Annotated in this window: 15 protein-coding genes; 14 read left to right on the top strand and 1 reads right to left on the bottom strand. The window is 58.1% G+C overall.

The window, feature by feature from the left end; genetic code table 11:
* Window positions 1–26 precede the first annotated feature (26 nt).
* On the top strand, window positions 27–959 hold the full coding sequence (locus VB144_07090) for a hypothetical protein (protein ID MEA4883405.1): 933 nt from the start codon (window positions 27–29) through the stop codon (window positions 957–959).
* On the opposite strand, the gene glpX is transcribed toward VB144_07090, so the two are convergent.
* Complete coding sequence (glpX, locus tag VB144_07085) at window positions 931–1938, bottom strand: class II fructose-bisphosphatase (GenBank protein ID MEA4883404.1); 1008 nt, start codon at window positions 1936–1938, stop codon at window positions 931–933. The two genes, VB144_07090 and glpX, sit on opposite strands and share 29 nt — an antisense overlap.
* Before the next feature lie 248 nt (window positions 1939–2186).
* Between glpX and VB144_07080 the strand changes: the two genes are divergently transcribed.
* The 13 genes from VB144_07080 to VB144_07020 all read left to right on the top strand — a co-directional run bounded on the left by VB144_07080 (window position 2187) and on the right by VB144_07020 (window position 15477).
* Window positions 2187–2780, top strand: coding sequence for a TatD family nuclease-associated radical SAM protein (locus VB144_07080; GenBank protein ID MEA4883403.1), 594 nt, complete (start codon window positions 2187–2189; stop codon window positions 2778–2780).
* 152 nt (window positions 2781–2932) lie between these two features.
* Window positions 2933–4048 (top strand): DUF3798 domain-containing protein, encoded by a 1116-nt coding sequence (locus VB144_07075; GenBank protein ID MEA4883402.1) that lies wholly within the window; start codon window positions 2933–2935, stop codon window positions 4046–4048.
* Window positions 4049–4155: 107 nt separating this feature from the next.
* The gene (locus VB144_07070) at window positions 4156–5760 is read left to right on the top strand and encodes a sugar ABC transporter ATP-binding protein (protein ID MEA4883401.1); all 1605 of its coding nucleotides are present in this window, start codon (window positions 4156–4158) and stop codon (window positions 5758–5760) included.
* Between the two features lies 1 nt (window position 5761).
* Complete coding sequence (locus VB144_07065; GenBank protein ID MEA4883400.1) at window positions 5762–6844, top strand: ABC transporter permease; 1083 nt, start codon at window positions 5762–5764, stop codon at window positions 6842–6844.
* Window positions 6845–6849: 5 nt separating this feature from the next.
* A complete protein-coding gene (locus tag VB144_07060) occupies window positions 6850–7983 on the top strand; it encodes an ABC transporter permease (GenBank protein MEA4883399.1) in 1134 nt (377 codons plus the stop codon).
* Between the two features lie 88 nt (window positions 7984–8071).
* Window positions 8072–8581 (top strand): hypothetical protein, encoded by a 510-nt coding sequence (locus tag VB144_07055; GenBank protein MEA4883398.1) that lies wholly within the window; start codon window positions 8072–8074, stop codon window positions 8579–8581.
* 312 nt (window positions 8582–8893) lie between these two features.
* The gene (locus tag VB144_07050) at window positions 8894–9694 is read left to right on the top strand and encodes a 3D domain-containing protein (protein ID MEA4883397.1); all 801 of its coding nucleotides are present in this window, start codon (window positions 8894–8896) and stop codon (window positions 9692–9694) included.
* Between the two features lie 179 nt (window positions 9695–9873).
* The gene (gene rsmA / locus VB144_07045; protein ID MEA4883396.1) at window positions 9874–10698 is read left to right on the top strand and encodes a 16S rRNA (adenine(1518)-N(6)/adenine(1519)-N(6))-dimethyltransferase RsmA; all 825 of its coding nucleotides are present in this window, start codon (window positions 9874–9876) and stop codon (window positions 10696–10698) included.
* Window positions 10698–11171, top strand: coding sequence for a ribonuclease H-like YkuK family protein (locus VB144_07040; protein ID MEA4883395.1), 474 nt, complete (start codon window positions 10698–10700; stop codon window positions 11169–11171). Before rsmA ends, VB144_07040 begins: the two co-directional genes overlap by 1 nt.
* A gap of 304 nt (window positions 11172–11475) precedes the next feature.
* The gene (yabG, locus tag VB144_07035; GenBank protein ID MEA4883394.1) at window positions 11476–12396 is read left to right on the top strand and encodes a sporulation peptidase YabG; all 921 of its coding nucleotides are present in this window, start codon (window positions 11476–11478) and stop codon (window positions 12394–12396) included.
* Window positions 12397–12609: 213 nt separating this feature from the next.
* Complete coding sequence (locus VB144_07030) at window positions 12610–12888, top strand: Veg family protein (GenBank protein ID MEA4883393.1); 279 nt, start codon at window positions 12610–12612, stop codon at window positions 12886–12888.
* Window positions 12889–13138: 250 nt separating this feature from the next.
* A complete protein-coding gene (locus tag VB144_07025) occupies window positions 13139–14158 on the top strand; it encodes a hypothetical protein (protein ID MEA4883392.1) in 1020 nt (339 codons plus the stop codon).
* Between the two features lie 2 nt (window positions 14159–14160).
* Window positions 14161–15477 (top strand): peptidoglycan-binding protein, encoded by a 1317-nt coding sequence (locus VB144_07020; protein ID MEA4883391.1) that lies wholly within the window; start codon window positions 14161–14163, stop codon window positions 15475–15477.
* The last annotated feature ends 47 nt before the right edge of the window (window positions 15478–15524 follow it).

Here is a 15524-nt window from a genome sequence, read left to right as displayed (position 1 = left end):
GCCTGTGGGGAGGAGCCGCGCATGCGATGATACATTCCAGCGAGAACCGAAACCCTGTGAGAGCTGTGCGCCTATGCGCAGGCATTCTGCTAGTTGCGCTCGTAATCGCAGTTGCCCCCGGGCTTCCGGCGAAGGGTGCGCAGGCGCCTGTCGCCTTAGCTCGAGGCATATCCGTGATGCTGGCCCCAGCCGTGATAGAAGCAGAACTCACGAGGTTCCTGTGGCATGCCGATACCGCGGCGGGAGCGATTGCCATCACCAACTTCGCGTCGGTGTCGCTTTCGGTAAACGTCAAGACATATGGTGTTGAGCATGACGCTAATGGGCATATCGACGCTATGACCGTTTCAACTGAGGAATCGAAGGCGCTTCGCGTGTCCCCAGCTGCTTTCGTGCTCAAACCCGGTGGATCCGCTTCCGTGAAACTCACGGTGGATCCCGCGTACGCGGCAGATCGGGCGAAGAACAGCCTCCTGGCCGCAGTCTCGTTCGCCACGAGGCCCGCGATTCAGGCGCGGGCCGGGTCATATATCGCCGCTGAGAGCGTATTCGTGGCGCCGGTGATGTTGAGATTCTCTGGGAAGTGGGTAAGGAAGATCTCGGTCGTTGGAGTACAGGCGACTGGAGGGGGTGACGGGAGTTCACCTACGCTCATGGTCACGGTGAGGAATGACGGAAACACATATGCTCGTGCTTCTGCTGTGCTCTCCCATAGGATGCCTGGAATGAAGACGGCGACGGAGCTTCCTGTGCCATCTGGAGTGGTGTTTCCAGGCAAGGTGAGGGTGCTTGAGGCTAATCTGAAGGACACCCGGATGCCAACCGGGCGATGGGCAGCCGAGGTGCGGCTGTACGCCGATGGGGTGGCATGCGCGGGTGTCCAGTGCATGATGGAGGTCGCCGCATCAGGAGAGGTTCGGGTATCAGAGGTCAAACTTGCATCTCTACCCCAGCCCTGAATGATCTGAGGGTCTTCCTCGACAGATCATGGGTCGCGCGTATTCTGCGCACCGTTCCTGTCTGCATTCGCATCACCAGCGAATCGGTGGCAGCCTTGGCGCCATAGTATCTCGCGCCCTCAAGCATGTCGCCATCGGTTATGCCTGTTGCCGCAAAGATGATGCTATTCCCGTGGGCTAGGTCCTCGGCGCAGTACACTTTGGAGGGGTCGGAGAATCCGCGTTCCATGGCGCGTCCGGCCTCCTCCTCGTCCCTAACCCACAGCTTGGTCTGCATCTCTCCGCCGAGGCACTTGATGGCGGCGGCCGCGAGCACTGCCTCTGGGGCGCCCCCTATTCCCATCAGCATATCTACTCCGGTATCCGGAAGCGCCGTGGAAATCGCTCCGGCAACGTCGCCATCGGGTATGAGCTTGATCCTCGCGCCAGCTTCCCTCACCTCTCGGATGAGATCGGCGTGGCGTGGCCTGTTCAGGATGACCACCGTTAGGTCTTTCACCTTGCGCCCGAGCGCGGCTGCAACAACTCGAAGATTCTCCCTAACTGGGGCGTCGATGTCTATGTAGTCCTTGGCCTCTGGCCCCACAGCGATCTTCTGCATGTAGAAGGTGGGCACAGGCATCAGGGCTCCCTTGTTCGCTATGACAATCACAGATATGGCATTAGGGAGTCCGTTTGCCACCAGGCTAGTTCCCTCAACTGGGTCAACGGCAATGTCTAGCTCCTGGCCGTCGCGGCCTGCGCCTACCCTTTCGCCGTTGTACAGCATGGGAGCGTGATCCTTCTCGCCTTCACCGATTACTACGGTTCCGTTGATATTCACCAGGGATAGCATTCCGCGCATGCCGTCAACAGCAGCATCGTCAACTAGGTTCTTGTCGCCCATTCCCATGCATCTGCCCGCTAGAAGTGCTGCAGTCTCAGTGACTCTCACGAGTTCCAGCATAACCTCGCGTTCCTTATCCTCCACGGAGCTCATTGAGTCCATTCCCTCCTCCCATACTCAAGAGGCAAGTTGTAGGCAAAATAACACTATTCACATTCCCAGGAAAAGTTGCCTATCTACAGGCGTCAGCAGGCATGACTTCCAGTATGATGATAACATAGAACTGTGCACGCACGTGGAATCGATAGGCTCACAATCGTGTGCCAATCTCTCTGGGACCGGATGGAAACTGCACAGTCACTTCCATGACGGGAGTGGTGGTTTGGAGGGAGATCGTTACTGTGACCCTGACATATGAGATTGATGATGCGATGTACATCAACATCACGAACAAGTGCCCGAACAACTGCACATTCTGCATAAGGCACACTGGCGCAATGGATGACTACGATCTGTGGCTTGACGAAGACCCAGAAGCGGGCGATATCATCGACGAGATTGACGAGTGCGGAGGCATCGGCAAGTACCGCGAAGTGGTGTTCTGTGGGTTTGGCGAACCACTTGCCAGGCCGGACGTGGTGGCGGAGGTGGCGCGCTGCCTCAAGAAACGGCGACCAGAAGTAAGGCTGCGGGTGAATACGAATGGACTGGCGAAGCTGATCACCGGCCGTGATGTTCTTCCTGAGCTTGCAGGCTTGATAGACGTGATGTCGATCAGCCTGAACGCTCAGGATGCGGAGGAGTACGACCGGCTATGCAATTCCGAATACGGCCAGCAGGCCTATAACGCCATGCTGGATTTCGCCCGGGAGAGCAAGAAGTGCATCCCTAAGGTTGTGCTGACCGTCGTGAAAGTGCCTGGGGTGGATGTAGAAGCGTGTTCCCGGACTGCCGCCGAGATGGGAGTGGAGTTCAGAGCCAGGGAGCAGCAGTAGACTGGGGCGGTGAGTCGGTGCGCGCTTGGCATGAGAATCCATGGAAAGCGGCCGAGCAAGAAGGAAACATGTCGTGCTAGTAGAATATACCGGCAACGACTATGGGGCGCGCAAGCACGCCCCACTACTTTACAAGGAGGGATAGTGTCGATATGGCAAAGAGAGGCTTTCTGTTGATTCTCGCTCTTGCATTGGTTCTCAGCCTCGCTGGCATGTCCAGTGGAGCCCCGGCATTCAAGATCGGAGTCCTCACTGGTACGGTCTCTCAGGGAGAGGATGAGTACAGAGGCGCCGAGGCGGCGATCAAGAAGTATCCCGGAATGATCGAGCATCGCACCTACCCCGACAACTTCATGAACGAGCAGGAAACCTTCATCGGTCAGATTACAGGCCTCGCGGCTAACCGCGACATCAAGGCCATTGTAATCAACCAGGGAGTCCCCGGCACTGTCGCCGGTATCCGCAAGGCGCGCGAGCTCAGGCCCGACATGATCTTCATCGTGGGCGAGCCGGCCGACGATCCTCCGCTAGTGGATGGCGTTGTCGACCTGGCGTTGCTTCCGAACAACCCGGCCCGCGGCAACTCCATACCGCAGCAGGCAAAGAAGATGGGCGCGAAGACTTTCATACACTACTCCTTCCCGCGCCATATGTCATATCCTGATCTCGCCCTCCGTCGTGACGTCATGAAGCAGGAGTGCGACAAGCTCGGAGTTCAGTTCGTATTCGTGACTGCGCCCGACCCAATGGGCGAGGGAGGCCTTCCAGCGACTCAGCAGTTCATCCTCGAGGACGTTCCCCGTCAGGTGGCCAAGTATGGGAAGGACACCGCGTTCTTCTCCACCAACTGCGGCATGCAGGAGCCTTTGATCACGGCAGTGCTCCATGCCGGAGCGATCTTCCCAGAGCAGTGCTGCCCGAGCCCGACGCATGGATACCCGGGCGCTCTGGGCCTCAAGATCACCGATGATATCAAGGGCAACTTCCCGGCCATTGTGAAGGCGATCAACGCTGAGATAGTAAAGAGGGGCATGGCTGGCCGCTTCGCCACATGGCCGATCGCCACGTCCTACCTCCACAGCACTGTTGGCGTGGAACTCGCCAAGCTAGCCGTAGAGAAGAAGATCGATCTTAAGGACATGGTCGCTGTGCAGAAGATCATGGAAGAGTACGCCGGCGTTCCCATGAAGTTCGAGCGGCTGAGTGCCAAGGGTTCCTACTTCAAGTATCTCGTAGGCTCCATCACCTTTGGAAAGGACGTCAAGTAGTCGGCGTTCCAGAACAAGGTGCTGTGCGGGCGCCGGGCGAAGCCCGGCGCTCCTCCTGTAGTATTCTTCTGTAGTGTCCTTTTCATCTTACCGAGAGGAGCCTTGAAATGTCTGATGGGAATGTCTTGGAGCTTCGGGACATAAGCAAGAGCTTCTTCGGGACCAGCGTTTTGAAGGGTGTCAGCCTCTCAGTCAAGCCAGGGGAGATCCATGCGCTTGTAGGCGAGAACGGAGCTGGCAAGACGACTCTCATGAACATCCTCTTTGGGATGCAGGTGATATTCGACACAGGCGGATTCGACGGCCAGGTGGCAATCGATGGGCAGGGTGTAGATATCAACTCGCCCCGCAAGGCCATGGAATTGGGCATAGGCATGGTCCATCAGGAGTTCATGCTGATCCCGGGGTTCACCATTACGGAGAACATCAAGCTCAACAGGGAGATAACGAAGCCAAACATCGTATCGAGAGTGCTCGGGCCTAAGATGGAGACCATGAATGAGCCTGCGATGCGCCGCGACTCCCGCGCTGCGTTGGAAAGGCTTTCGCTCTCCATTGACGAGACTGCCCTTGTAGCAGGCCTGCCAGTTGGGCACATGCAGTTTGTGGAGATCGCACGGGAGATCGACAAGAAGAGCGTGCGGCTCTTGGTGTTTGACGAACCCACTGCCGTCCTCACTGAGAGTGAGGCATCCAAACTCCTAGAGGCGATGCGCAGGCTGTCCGCCGACGGAATAGCGATTCTGTTCATCACTCACCGTCTGGATGAGGTAATGGAGGTGGCCGACAACATAACCATCCTCCGCGATGGAGAGGTTGTGGCCAGAATGGCCAAGTCCGAGGCGAAGTTGGAGCGAATCGCCGAACTGATGGTGGGCAGGAAGATCCAAAGAGGCAAGCTTCCATCTAGGAAGGCGGATCCTTCGGAGGGAGATCCCATTCTCAGGATTCAGGATCTCACAGTGGACATGCCTGGCGAGCGCGTCACTGGTCTGAATCTTGAGGTCCGTCGAGGCGAGATACTCGGAATCGGAGGGCTTGCCGGTCACGGCAAGGTGGGGATCGCCAATGGAGTGATCGGCCTCTACCCATCAAATGGCCACGTGTGGAAGGATGGAGTAGAGATCCCGCTGAATGACCCGAGGCGTGCGCTTCTCTCCGGCATGGCGTTCGTGTCGGAAGATAGGCGAGGCGTTGGGCTTCTCCTAGACGAGACGATTCAGATGAACATCGTTCTCACAGCCATGCAGTCACAGGGCAAGTATCTGCGCCCTGGCCCGATCCAGTCTCTCCGCATGAGCGACGAGGCGCGGATTAGGGAGCATGCCCTGAAGATCATCAAGGAGCTCGATCTCAGGTGCACTGGTCCAGAGCAACTTGTAAGGCGGCTCTCCGGCGGGAATCAGCAGAAGGTGTGCCTTGCCAGTGCTTTCACCATGGAACCCGAAGTGATGTTTGTGTCGGAACCGACCCGTGGGATCGACGTCGGGGCCAAGCAGCTCGTCCTGGATCTTCTGGTCAAGTTCAACAGGAATCATGGCATGACCATCGTGATGACATCATCTGAGCTTGCAGAGCTCAGGAAGATATGCGACCGGATCGCCATCGTATACCGAGGGCAGATAGCAGGCATATTGCCGCCTGATGCATCGGATGTGGATTTCGGTCTGATGATGGCGGGCCGCGGCGTTTCCCGGAAGGAGGTAAGCTAGGATGGCTGGAAAGAATGCCACTGCAACAGAAGTGCAGCCTAAGGGGTTATCTGCTCTGGCTGGGCTGTACAGCGGGTTCGGATTGCCGCGCCTCATCATAGCCCTCTTCCTTCTGTTCCTGTTCGGCGTAGCCGTGGTGATGAAGATGGATCTCACGATTCTCATCAGCGACTCTCTGGTTCGAATCGGCATGAACGGGCTGCTAGTGCTTGCGATGCTCCCGACCCTGTCGTGCGGCGTCGGCCTCAACTTCGGGCTTCCGGTAGGGGTCATAGCAGGCCTAATCGGCGGCGTCACAAGCATGAACGCGGGGCTTCGGGGGTTCTCAGGATTCCTCGTGGCAATTCTCATATCTGTGCCAATCGCCATACTGGCTGGTTACCTCTATGCGATGCTGCTGGAGCGGGTCAGAGGCGAGGAGATGATGGTGGGCACCTACGCCGGGTTCTCCATCGTTTCGCTGATGTGCGTGTTCTGGTTGCTTGCGCCGTATCGAAACCCCGCTCTGATCTTTGCAATCGGCGGGAAAGGGCTTAGGTACACCCTTTCGCTCAGCAACATGTTCGCGAAGGTGCTCAACAACTTCCTTGCATTCAGGGTGCTAGGAATCACCATTCCCACCGGGCTGCTGCTATTCTTCGCGGCGTTCTGTGTGCTGACTAGCCTGTTCTTCAAGTCCCGCGGCGGGCTGGCAATGCGGACGGCAGGCGCCAATCCCATGTTCGCCACGTCATCCGGAATCAACGTCCGTGCGATGCGCACAACTGGAATAGTGCTTTCCACTGTGCTGGCGGCAGTGGGAATACTGGTGTACGCGCAGAGTTACGGTTTCCTGCAGCTTTACACTGCGCCGCTGTACGCTGCGTTCCCTGCAGTCGCCTCCATCCTGATTGGCGGCGCCACGCTCCGAAATGCGACAGTGGGCCATGTGGTGATAGGCACAATCCTTTTCCACACACTGCTCACCATCGCGCTTCCGGTGACGCAGAGCGCGATGCCAGGGGCGGATATCAGTGAGATCGCTCGGATGATCATAAGCAATGGCATGATCCTATATGCCCTAACCCGGACTGAAAGGAGGTAGCCGGCATGACGAGTAATGCTGTCACTAACGTGAACAAGCCGGCGGCCGCCAAGCGCAAGGCCGGGGCGAGCATACTGAAGGAGTGGTCGGTGCCCATCTTCTTCTTGGTGGTGTCGATCATCCTGGTAATCGCAGCCAAGTTGGATATCAACTACCTTATCAACGAGATCATCACGAGGCTCGGGAGGAACACATTCCTTGTGCTGTCCCTCCTCATCCCTGTCATGGCGGGGCTTGGGCTCAACTTCGGGATTGTCATAGGCGCGATGGCAGGCCAGACAGCGCTAGTCATAGTCACTCACTACAGAATCGGCGGGATCAGCGGCTTCCTGCTTGCGGCGCTGGTCTCAGTGCCGTTCGCGGTGCTTTTCGGGTGGCTGACTGCGCAGGTTCTTAACCGGGCCAAGGGCCGAGAGATGGTTACTAGCATGATCATGGGCTTCTTTGCAAACGGCCTTTACCAGCTTGTGTTCTTGGTCCTCCTCGGAACGCTGATACCGATGAAAGATACGGTTCTCATGCTCACTTCTGGGGTAGGCCTTCGAAACACGGTGGACCTGATTGCTATCTCCAACTCCTTGGACCGAGCGTTCGACCCAATATGGAAGGGTCTCATCATGGCCGATCTGGGCCCGGCGCCCATTGGCCCATGGCGCATACCCGTGGCTACACTGCTTGCTGTGATGGCCATCTGTGGCGTGTTGGCCTTCCTCACTCGAACGAAACTGGGGCAACAGATGCGTGCAGTCGGACAGGACATGCACATTGCGGAAGTGGCAGGAATCAACGTGGACCGCACGAGGGTGATCGCACTTGTGATCTCCACCGTGTTGGCCGCCTGGGGCCAACTGATCTTCCTGCAGAACATGGGTAGTATGAACTCTTTTAACAGCCATGAGCAGGTGGGAATGTTCTCCATCGCGGCCCTGCTGGTTGGGGGAGCGACGGTAAGGCGGGCCACGATATGGAATGCCATTATCGGTGTTCTTCTATTCCACACCCTGTTCGTCGTATCGCCCCTGGCAGGCCAGCGTCTGTTAGGTGCGCCGCAAGTAGGCGAGTACTTTCGGAGCTTCCTGGCCTATGGTGTCATCGCCGTGGCCCTGGCGCTTCACGCGTGGCAATCCAAGGGTAAGTGAGCGCGGGGATATAGGCAAGTGACAACCCCCACCCGAATATAGTTGTTGTGGGTCGGCCCCATGACCAGATTTGGGACGCTGGGGGGTGATGCGGCAGGTGGTTTTCACTGGCGACACGGGCCGTGATGAGCATCCCAAACGGCCGCAGGAGATGGATGCGCAAGCCTATCTCGTCCGTAGGAGGGGGATCGAGCCCGGGCAGCTGGGGCCCGATCGGTTCCAGCCCGACTTCGGAACTGTCGCGGGTACGGGGGATGTGTGGGCTGTCGGAACGGCTGGGATGAACTACGAAACCGGCGAGCCTGCCATTCTCAGGGAAGATGTGGGCGCCCGTGAAGGTGAGCGCATAGCCGCTGTCGAGCCTGGGGCGGGATGGGTTCCAGCTGGGCTTTCGAACGCGGCGGCTCCTGCGGAGAGGCCCGTGGTTCCGGCCACAGAGGCAGATGAGGCTCTCGAGTCAAACGAGGATCATATGTCGCCTCAGGCAAGTACTGCTGCAGACCAGGGGGATCTTGAAAGGCCGCAGGCGTCCACGGCGGATTCCCAGCCGAAGTCCAGAGTCATAGTGTGGAAAGGGTTCCCAAAGCCACGCTCATAGACTCCGGATGATCAAGAAACGAACGAGGAGAACGAACGGTTCATTCAAGCAGGGGAGCGGGCGCGTGCCCGCTCCCCTGCTTGAATGAACCGGGCCATTCACCAAGCAGGCCGCAATGAATATTCTGTGGGCTGATGGGTGATTACTTAGATATGGAAGGCTGATCGGGCCATGGGCTAGAGGACGGGGCGCGTTTGACAACTCAGGTGCAGGCGTATAGTATAGGTGACAATGACGCCCAGGATCAGGATTTGCTGGCTCATCGGTTCCACTGATGGGCATTCGATATACACTCAGATGGGAGGATTCCATGTGCTACCCGCGAGGCTTTCACGCAGGCAGCGCAGTTTGGGTCTGCTCGTCTTGGTCCTGATAGCAGCGGTATCGGGGCTGAAGGCAGGCGTTGATCTGAGCGCTGCCAATGAACCTGGCCGAACGGTCGCCTTCTATCCGGATAGAAAGTATGTGGAGAAGGTCCTGCAGGCATCTGGCGCAGCCACTCCAGGCAAGCTTTCCAAGGCCATGCCCTTGGGTGTTGGCTGGGTCACTGACGATTTCGTGAAACGAACAGTCCTGATCCCCAGAAGCACGCAGCGGATTTCCGATCCAAAACTCGATCGAGGCATGACGAGAATCGTCCGTAACGGGCGAGACGGCGTTATGGAGCAGACTCTCCTTCTGAAGGTTGGACAGGCCGGAGTGTTGAGTGAGTCAGTAGTGTCCCAGCGGGTCCTGGAACGCCCGGAGCCGACGGTAATGGCCGTTGGCGCCAGGGCGCCAGCGCGTGTTTTGGTGACCTCTCGTGGCAGCTACACCTATCGGAAAGTGCTCAACATGGTGGCCACCGGGTATGAGCCATCGGAGCGTTCCTGCGGGAAGTCGGCTGACGGCTACACCGCCATCGGCATGAAGGTTCGCCCAGGGATAGTTGCTGTTGACCCAAGGGTGATACCCCTGAGAACACGTCTTTACGTGGAAGGCTATGGCCCTGCTCTCGCAGCCGACGTTGGGGGAGCAATCAAGGGAAACCGGATCGATCTGTTTTTTGAGACTCTTCAGGAGGCCCTGGCCTTTGGGCGGCGCAGGGTGAAGGTGTACATCGTCGAGGATTAGCGCTGGCAACTCGCCACGCCTGCATGGCCGGCCCCCCCGGAGCCGGCCGTTCTGTTTATCTGCCTCCATTTCCACCTGTTTTCACTCCACACGACTGCATCAGCCGTGCTCCTATGCCGAATGTCACGGCGCCTTCCTCAGGATGCGATGGGCCGAGTCAATTGTGATACAATATGGTCATGAGCAAACTCGGTCAGAATTTCCTTGTAGATCTGAGCGTTCGGGACGAGATCATTAGGTCGGCCGGAGTGGATAGTGGAGACTTAGTGGTGGAGATCGGGCCAGGCAGGGGGATGTTGACTCGCCCCCTCGCCGAGCGGGCAGGCGGGTTGATTGCGATCGAGGTTGACCCGGAGCTTGCGGGCAGTCTGGAGAGAGTGTTCGCCGGTTCGTCGCATGTCCAAGTAGTCCATGCGGACATCCTTGAGTGCGATCTTGGACGGCTGGTTCGTGAGTGCTGCTCAGGCGTGAAGACCTACTCCCGGGTTCTTGCAGTGTCAAACCTCCCCTACTGCATAACCACGCCAATCCTCCACAGGCTCTTCGCCGAGGCGCCGATCTTCTCAAGCTTCGTGCTCATGGTCCAGCTTGAAGTGGCTCAGAAACTTGTGGCTGCTCCTGGAACTAGCGCTTACGGACCCCTATCAGTCCGGGCTCAGTACGCAACTGCGCCCAGGATTCTGTTCACCGTTGAACCCGCCGCGTTCGATCCGCCTCCGGCGGTTCAGTCCGCTGTGGTGAGAATGGATGTCTGGTCGACTCCACCGGTGGAGGCGGACCCAAGTCAGCTTGTTGCCATGGTGGGTGCGGGTTTCCGGCTCAGACGCAAGACGCTAAGAAACTCCCTTTTGGGTTCGTCGCTTTTCGGAGGAGACTCGCGCGCCGTCGATGACGTGCTTTCGCAGGCAGGCATCGACGGACGGCGGCGAGCCGAGACGCTCTCCCTCGAGGAGTTTGCGGCAATAGCGCGGGCCCGCGGAGTCTGCAAAGCGAGTGATGGATAATGGTGCATTTCACAAGCCCGAGCAAAGGGCGCCTCAGTTTTGAGGAGGCATTCGCCGATATCATACGGTTCGTGCAGGACGAGCCGGACGCCGTCTACAAGCTCATTATCGGCACCGATTCGCAGGTGGGGGAGGAGACCTGCTTCGTCAGCGCCATAGTGATCCATCGCGTTGGAAGGGGAGCGCGCTACTACTACAGCCGCGAGTATGAGCGGGTGGGGAGGAGCCTCCGCCAGCGCATCTTCTACGAGGCCTCGAAAAGCCTGGAACTGGCTAGCCAGGTCGCGTCGTGCCTCGCGGAGAATGGTCACGCAGATCTCAACGTCGAGATCCATCTCGATGTTGGGGAGAACGGGAAGACCAAGGAGCTTATCCGGGACATCGTTGGCATGATAACCGGCACGGGCTTTGCTGCCCGCATCAAGCCGGATTCCTACGGCGCATCGAAGGTGGCGGATAAGCACACTAAGTAGACCCGCATGCTTGTCTCACATATGCTTGCTTCACGTTTGCTCACACGTAATCCCTATCCTAGCAGGCTGCCGTCTGCTTCAAGCAGCCCGGCGTGCGCGGTGGCATGGTCCTTGCTTTGCTTTCTCCACATATCCTGAAACGGGAACCGAAGTTGGCTGGGCTATAGCCTGTGCGGTTGGACTAGCCTACCCGCCGGACACGCGGCGTGATTCTGCCGGTAGGCAATTTCCCACGGCAGAGTCCGCCGCAGACAACCGCGGAGCTCGCGAGCTCAGCCTCTTCCCCAGGAAGGGGGGAAGGCATTTGGCGAATTGCGACCGTATTCACGAGGGAGATGTCGTTTCCCGCAGGTCATATGGGCAGGATCTGCTCTTTCGGGTAGTGAAAGTGGACTGCTATGGGCAGTCTGATGCCACCGCCACTTTGAAGGGGATAAGTGCGAGATTGCTTGCTGATGCTCCAGTCTCCGATCTTGTTCTTGCAGATGAGCGCGCCTTAGTTGAGCAGAAGCGGCGGGCCTTGCGGGAATCGGCAGAGCATCTGAGGAGTGTGCGTGTTAGGCGCATAGCCGAGGAGCAGGTGCGACACAGGAGAGATCGCCGCCGAACTAGGGGCGTGAGCATAGCCGACGACCTTTTTGACGTGCCGGGCAAGGTGCTTCACCTCGATGGGGATGCCGATTACCTACGGGACTGCATGAAATTCTACAAGGAGCTGGGCGTGCCCGTAGTGGGCAAGCATGTGGCCGCGGAAGAGCAGCCTAAGGCGATAAGTGATCTTCTCCGCGAACACACGCCAGACGTCCTCGTGCTCACTGGCCATGATGCTCTGAAGAAGAAGGGCGCGGAACGGACGTCTATCGATAGCTACTGGAATTCGGGGTTCTACGTTGGGGCGGTGCGTCACGCTCGGCAGTACGAAATGGATAAGGATGGCCTGGTGATCATCGCAGGGGCCTGCCAGTCCTATTACGAGGCGCTTATCGAGGCAGGTGCGAACTATGCAAGCTCTCCAGATCGTGTCCTGATCCATTGCCTGGATCCGGTTCTCCTGGCAGAGAAGGTCGTGAATACCCCTATCGAGGAAATCGTCAGAGTGGACGAGGCCATCGAAAGCACAATAACCAAACGGCCTGGTGTAGGCGGTTTGCAGACTCGAGGGAAGATGAGAATCAGCTTGCCAAGGACAGCTGTAGGTGTGTTCGGCGCGGGGGTCGAGGGATAGTGCGCATGCGGTGCTTGTGAAGCTCTCAGGCGACAATGTTGCAGACGCGTCGCGGGGCGACATCATCATAGACGCGCAACACTTAACACAAAAGCCGCGCTGAGGCCTTGACAGGCGTCAGAGGGCTTTGGTATAATAATCGGCCTCACTTGACTTTGCTTCCTCATCGTGATATCATTACAAAAGATGAGGCTGGGAAGGAAGGTGAAGGCGTTGGCGGTCGACAACATCCTCGAGAAGATCAAAGGGGATCTTGATTCCTTCGTAGGCAAAACCGTGAAGCTGAAGGCCAATCAGGGCCGTAAGAAGATCCTGGAGGCCGAGGGTGTTTTGGAGCAGACGTATCCCAAGGTCTTCGTGGTGCGCATAAATGAGAACCCCCATACTGTGAAGCGCGTATCCTACAGCTATGCGGATGTTCTCACTTCAACGGTTGAGGTAAGTATCGACGAAATGGGCGCTGAAACGAGGATCGGGTGCATGGGATCCTGATCGCCGTCGGGCATATGGTTGCAGTAGATAACCTCCCTGGCTTGCTCCGAGTTAGTGCAGATGCAGACTTGTGAACCCCTTCCGTTGCAGGCGGAGGGGGTTCTTCTCTGTGTGCGTCCCTGAGCGCGCACATGCGTGCCCATCTCTAGAGGCATTCGTGGCAACGTGCAACTGACGTATCACGCCAATAATCCCATCGGAATATACATAAGGCGCGGCCGAAATCGCAAGCGGAAGGGCGATGGCGGGGATGCATGAGTACCGAGGTGTATTCCACGTTCACAGCACCTTCTCTGATGGGCTTGCTCCCGTGGAGAAGATCATGGAGGAGGCCAATTACGCGCAGGCCGATTTCGTGGTGCTGACCGACCACAATACCCTGCGAGCCAAGGAAGAGGGGCTTGAGGGATGGCATGGGAGATGCCTCCTCCTAGTTGGGGAGGAGATAACGCCTGACACCAACGCAGATCACTACCTGGCCCTGGATATCTCGAAGGAGATCTCGGCATCTGCGTCACCCTCAGCGAATGTGGAAGCAGTGAAAAGGCAGGGTGGAATCGGGTTCATCGCTCATCCTACCGGCGGCGCCATGATCAAGGCTGAGTTCATGGAGTACCCGTGGACCGATTGGGACGCAGGACCATTCGATGGCATCGAGATATGGAACCATACGTACGATGTAACCGGTAGGGCCAAGAACGTGCTTCAGCTGATTGTGTTTGTCCTCTTTCCAGTTTTCGCACATGGAGGGCCGGTAGACAGTGTGCTTGCAACGTGGGATTACTTCGCAGCTAGTTACCGCAGGCACATCGCAGGGATAGGCGGAGTGGATGCCCACGGGATAATGTCGATGTATCGGGATTCTTTCCACACGGTGAGCACATACATCCTCACTCCGGAGCCATTCACCGGTTCGCTCTCCCACGATTCGGCCCTGGTGTACTCTGCACTAAGGTCTGGCCGGTGTTTTGTGGGGGCCGACAAGGTGGACGATGCCTCCGGGTTTCGCTGTCAGGTAGTGGGAAGCGACGACAATGTCATTGAGATGGGCGGCACGATACCAGCGGCTGAAGTGGGGACACTCAATGTGTCGTCGCCGCGTGCAGGCCTGATCAGACTGGTTCACAACGGCGTCGCCGTGGTTGAGCAATATGGCAAGACACTCGAGGCGAAGCTCAGTCGGCCCGGCGCCTACCGGGTTGAGGTGAGGCATAGAGTCTGCAGACGGTACCTGCCATGGATATTCGGGAATCACGTTTTCGTGGTGTAGACATGAGCATGCTCGATATTCAGAAAGGCCTTGAACGCCTAGGATTTGACCCGGGGCCGCTCGATGGAGCGTACGGACCTCTTGCGCGGGATGCTGTAAGGCAGTGTCAAGCTGCCTATAGGCTTCCCGCAGATGGAATGCCCGGCCCTGACCTAAGGCGCCTTCTCAGGCTTCCCATACCGACCTGCAGGATGACAGCAGTGGCGAGAAGAGGCGACACCCTTGCTGCTATGGCGCAAGCCTGCAACACGACTGTGGAGGCCCTGCGCGACGGCAATAGACGCAAGCAGCGAGAGGATGTGCACCCAGGAGAACCGCTCGTAGTACACAAGCGGGTTGCAGGGGCATTCCACGATGGAAGAGCCTTGGGCGGGCGCTGGACATTCTGTGCGCAGCCAGCCTTTGGCATATCCGCAGCTGGAGACGTGACGCTTGATCTGCCGGTTGAGTGCATGCAGGAGACGGCTGCCGCGGGGAGTGGCGCCATGCCGGCGCCAGCAGGAACACGGGATACGCGAAAGCCCAGCGTCAGCGGTGATGCTCCATCAGGTTTCGTGCCTCGCGGATACTTCGCTGTTTTGGCCGGTTCGGAAGAGTCGAACGACGGCACACGGGAACTCGTACGAAGGCCCTCACGTTACCGCAGGACTGTCGAAGGAGTCGCCCGCGGAGCGGCGGCGGCTGGATTCTCCGGGGTGATCCTTGATATCGGCGACATAGAAGACCAGGATTCCGACAGATACTTGCGATTCGCAGCTTGTGCAGCCCGGGAATGTCGGTCCTCTGGTCTTGGCCTGGGAGTAGTGACGCCAGCCGTCACTAGAGAGAGCGCAAGGCGGGGTTGGGCAATCGGATACGATACTGAGGCTCTAGGCGCCATAGCCGATTTCCTACTTCTCGAGCATATGGATCCCACATCTTTCTGGGATGAGGTCGTTTGGGCCTGCAAGGTTGTGCATAGGTGGAAACTCATATCCATGATCGAGCTTCGCCCCGTTCTGAGTGAGGATGGCTCTGTCGCGGATCGCACTGGAAGCAGACGTTCCGTGCGAGGCAAGGTGATGAGCTGGGAGGAACTCCGCCTCCTTCGAGGAAGGCATGTGCTTCGCGAGGGCCGCGATGAGAAGTCCGGCGTCCCGTACATCACCTATAGGTCCAGAGGCGCCATTCATCGCGTTTGGGAGGAAGATGCGGAGAGCCTCGGCAGGAAACTGCACGCCATCAACAGGTTGAACACCTTGGGAGTGGCCCTTCGGGGCGTGCGCGGCGCGCCTCAGCAAGTCCTCTGCGAAACAGCCCGCAAGTTCATTATCCTCTGACCCCGGGCATATACTCTTGCGGAGGGCGGATCAATCCGCCATCGCCA

This window comes from Clostridia bacterium, assembly GCA_034926675.1.
In the GTDB taxonomy this organism is placed as follows: Bacteria; Bacillota; DTU025; order DTU025; family DTU025; genus JAYFQW01.
The sequence above is the reverse complement of the archived record's forward strand: the minus strand, read 5'-3'. Positions and strand labels throughout refer to the sequence as shown.

Coding starts and splice junctions, on each gene's coding strand:
- VB144_07040 (MEA4883395.1), top strand. CDS start 10,698: ATGGTGCATTTCACAAGCCCGAGCAAAGGGCGCCTCAGTTTTGAGGAG.
- VB144_07025 (MEA4883392.1), top strand. CDS start 13,139: ATGCATGAGTACCGAGGTGTATTCCACGTTCACAGCACCTTCTCTGAT.
- VB144_07065 (MEA4883400.1), top strand. CDS start 5,762: ATGGCTGGAAAGAATGCCACTGCAACAGAAGTGCAGCCTAAGGGGTTA.
- VB144_07075 (MEA4883402.1), top strand. CDS start 2,933: ATGGCAAAGAGAGGCTTTCTGTTGATTCTCGCTCTTGCATTGGTTCTC.
- rsmA (MEA4883396.1), top strand. CDS start 9,874: ATGAGCAAACTCGGTCAGAATTTCCTTGTAGATCTGAGCGTTCGGGAC.
- VB144_07060 (MEA4883399.1), top strand. CDS start 6,850: ATGACGAGTAATGCTGTCACTAACGTGAACAAGCCGGCGGCCGCCAAG.
- VB144_07020 (MEA4883391.1), top strand. CDS start 14,161: ATGAGCATGCTCGATATTCAGAAAGGCCTTGAACGCCTAGGATTTGAC.
- glpX (MEA4883404.1), bottom strand. CDS start 1,938: ATGAGCTCCGTGGAGGATAAGGAACGCGAGGTTATGCTGGAACTCGTG.
- VB144_07090 (MEA4883405.1), top strand. CDS start 27: ATGATACATTCCAGCGAGAACCGAAACCCTGTGAGAGCTGTGCGCCTA.
- VB144_07055 (MEA4883398.1), top strand. CDS start 8,072: ATGCGGCAGGTGGTTTTCACTGGCGACACGGGCCGTGATGAGCATCCC.
- VB144_07070 (MEA4883401.1), top strand. CDS start 4,156: ATGTCTGATGGGAATGTCTTGGAGCTTCGGGACATAAGCAAGAGCTTC.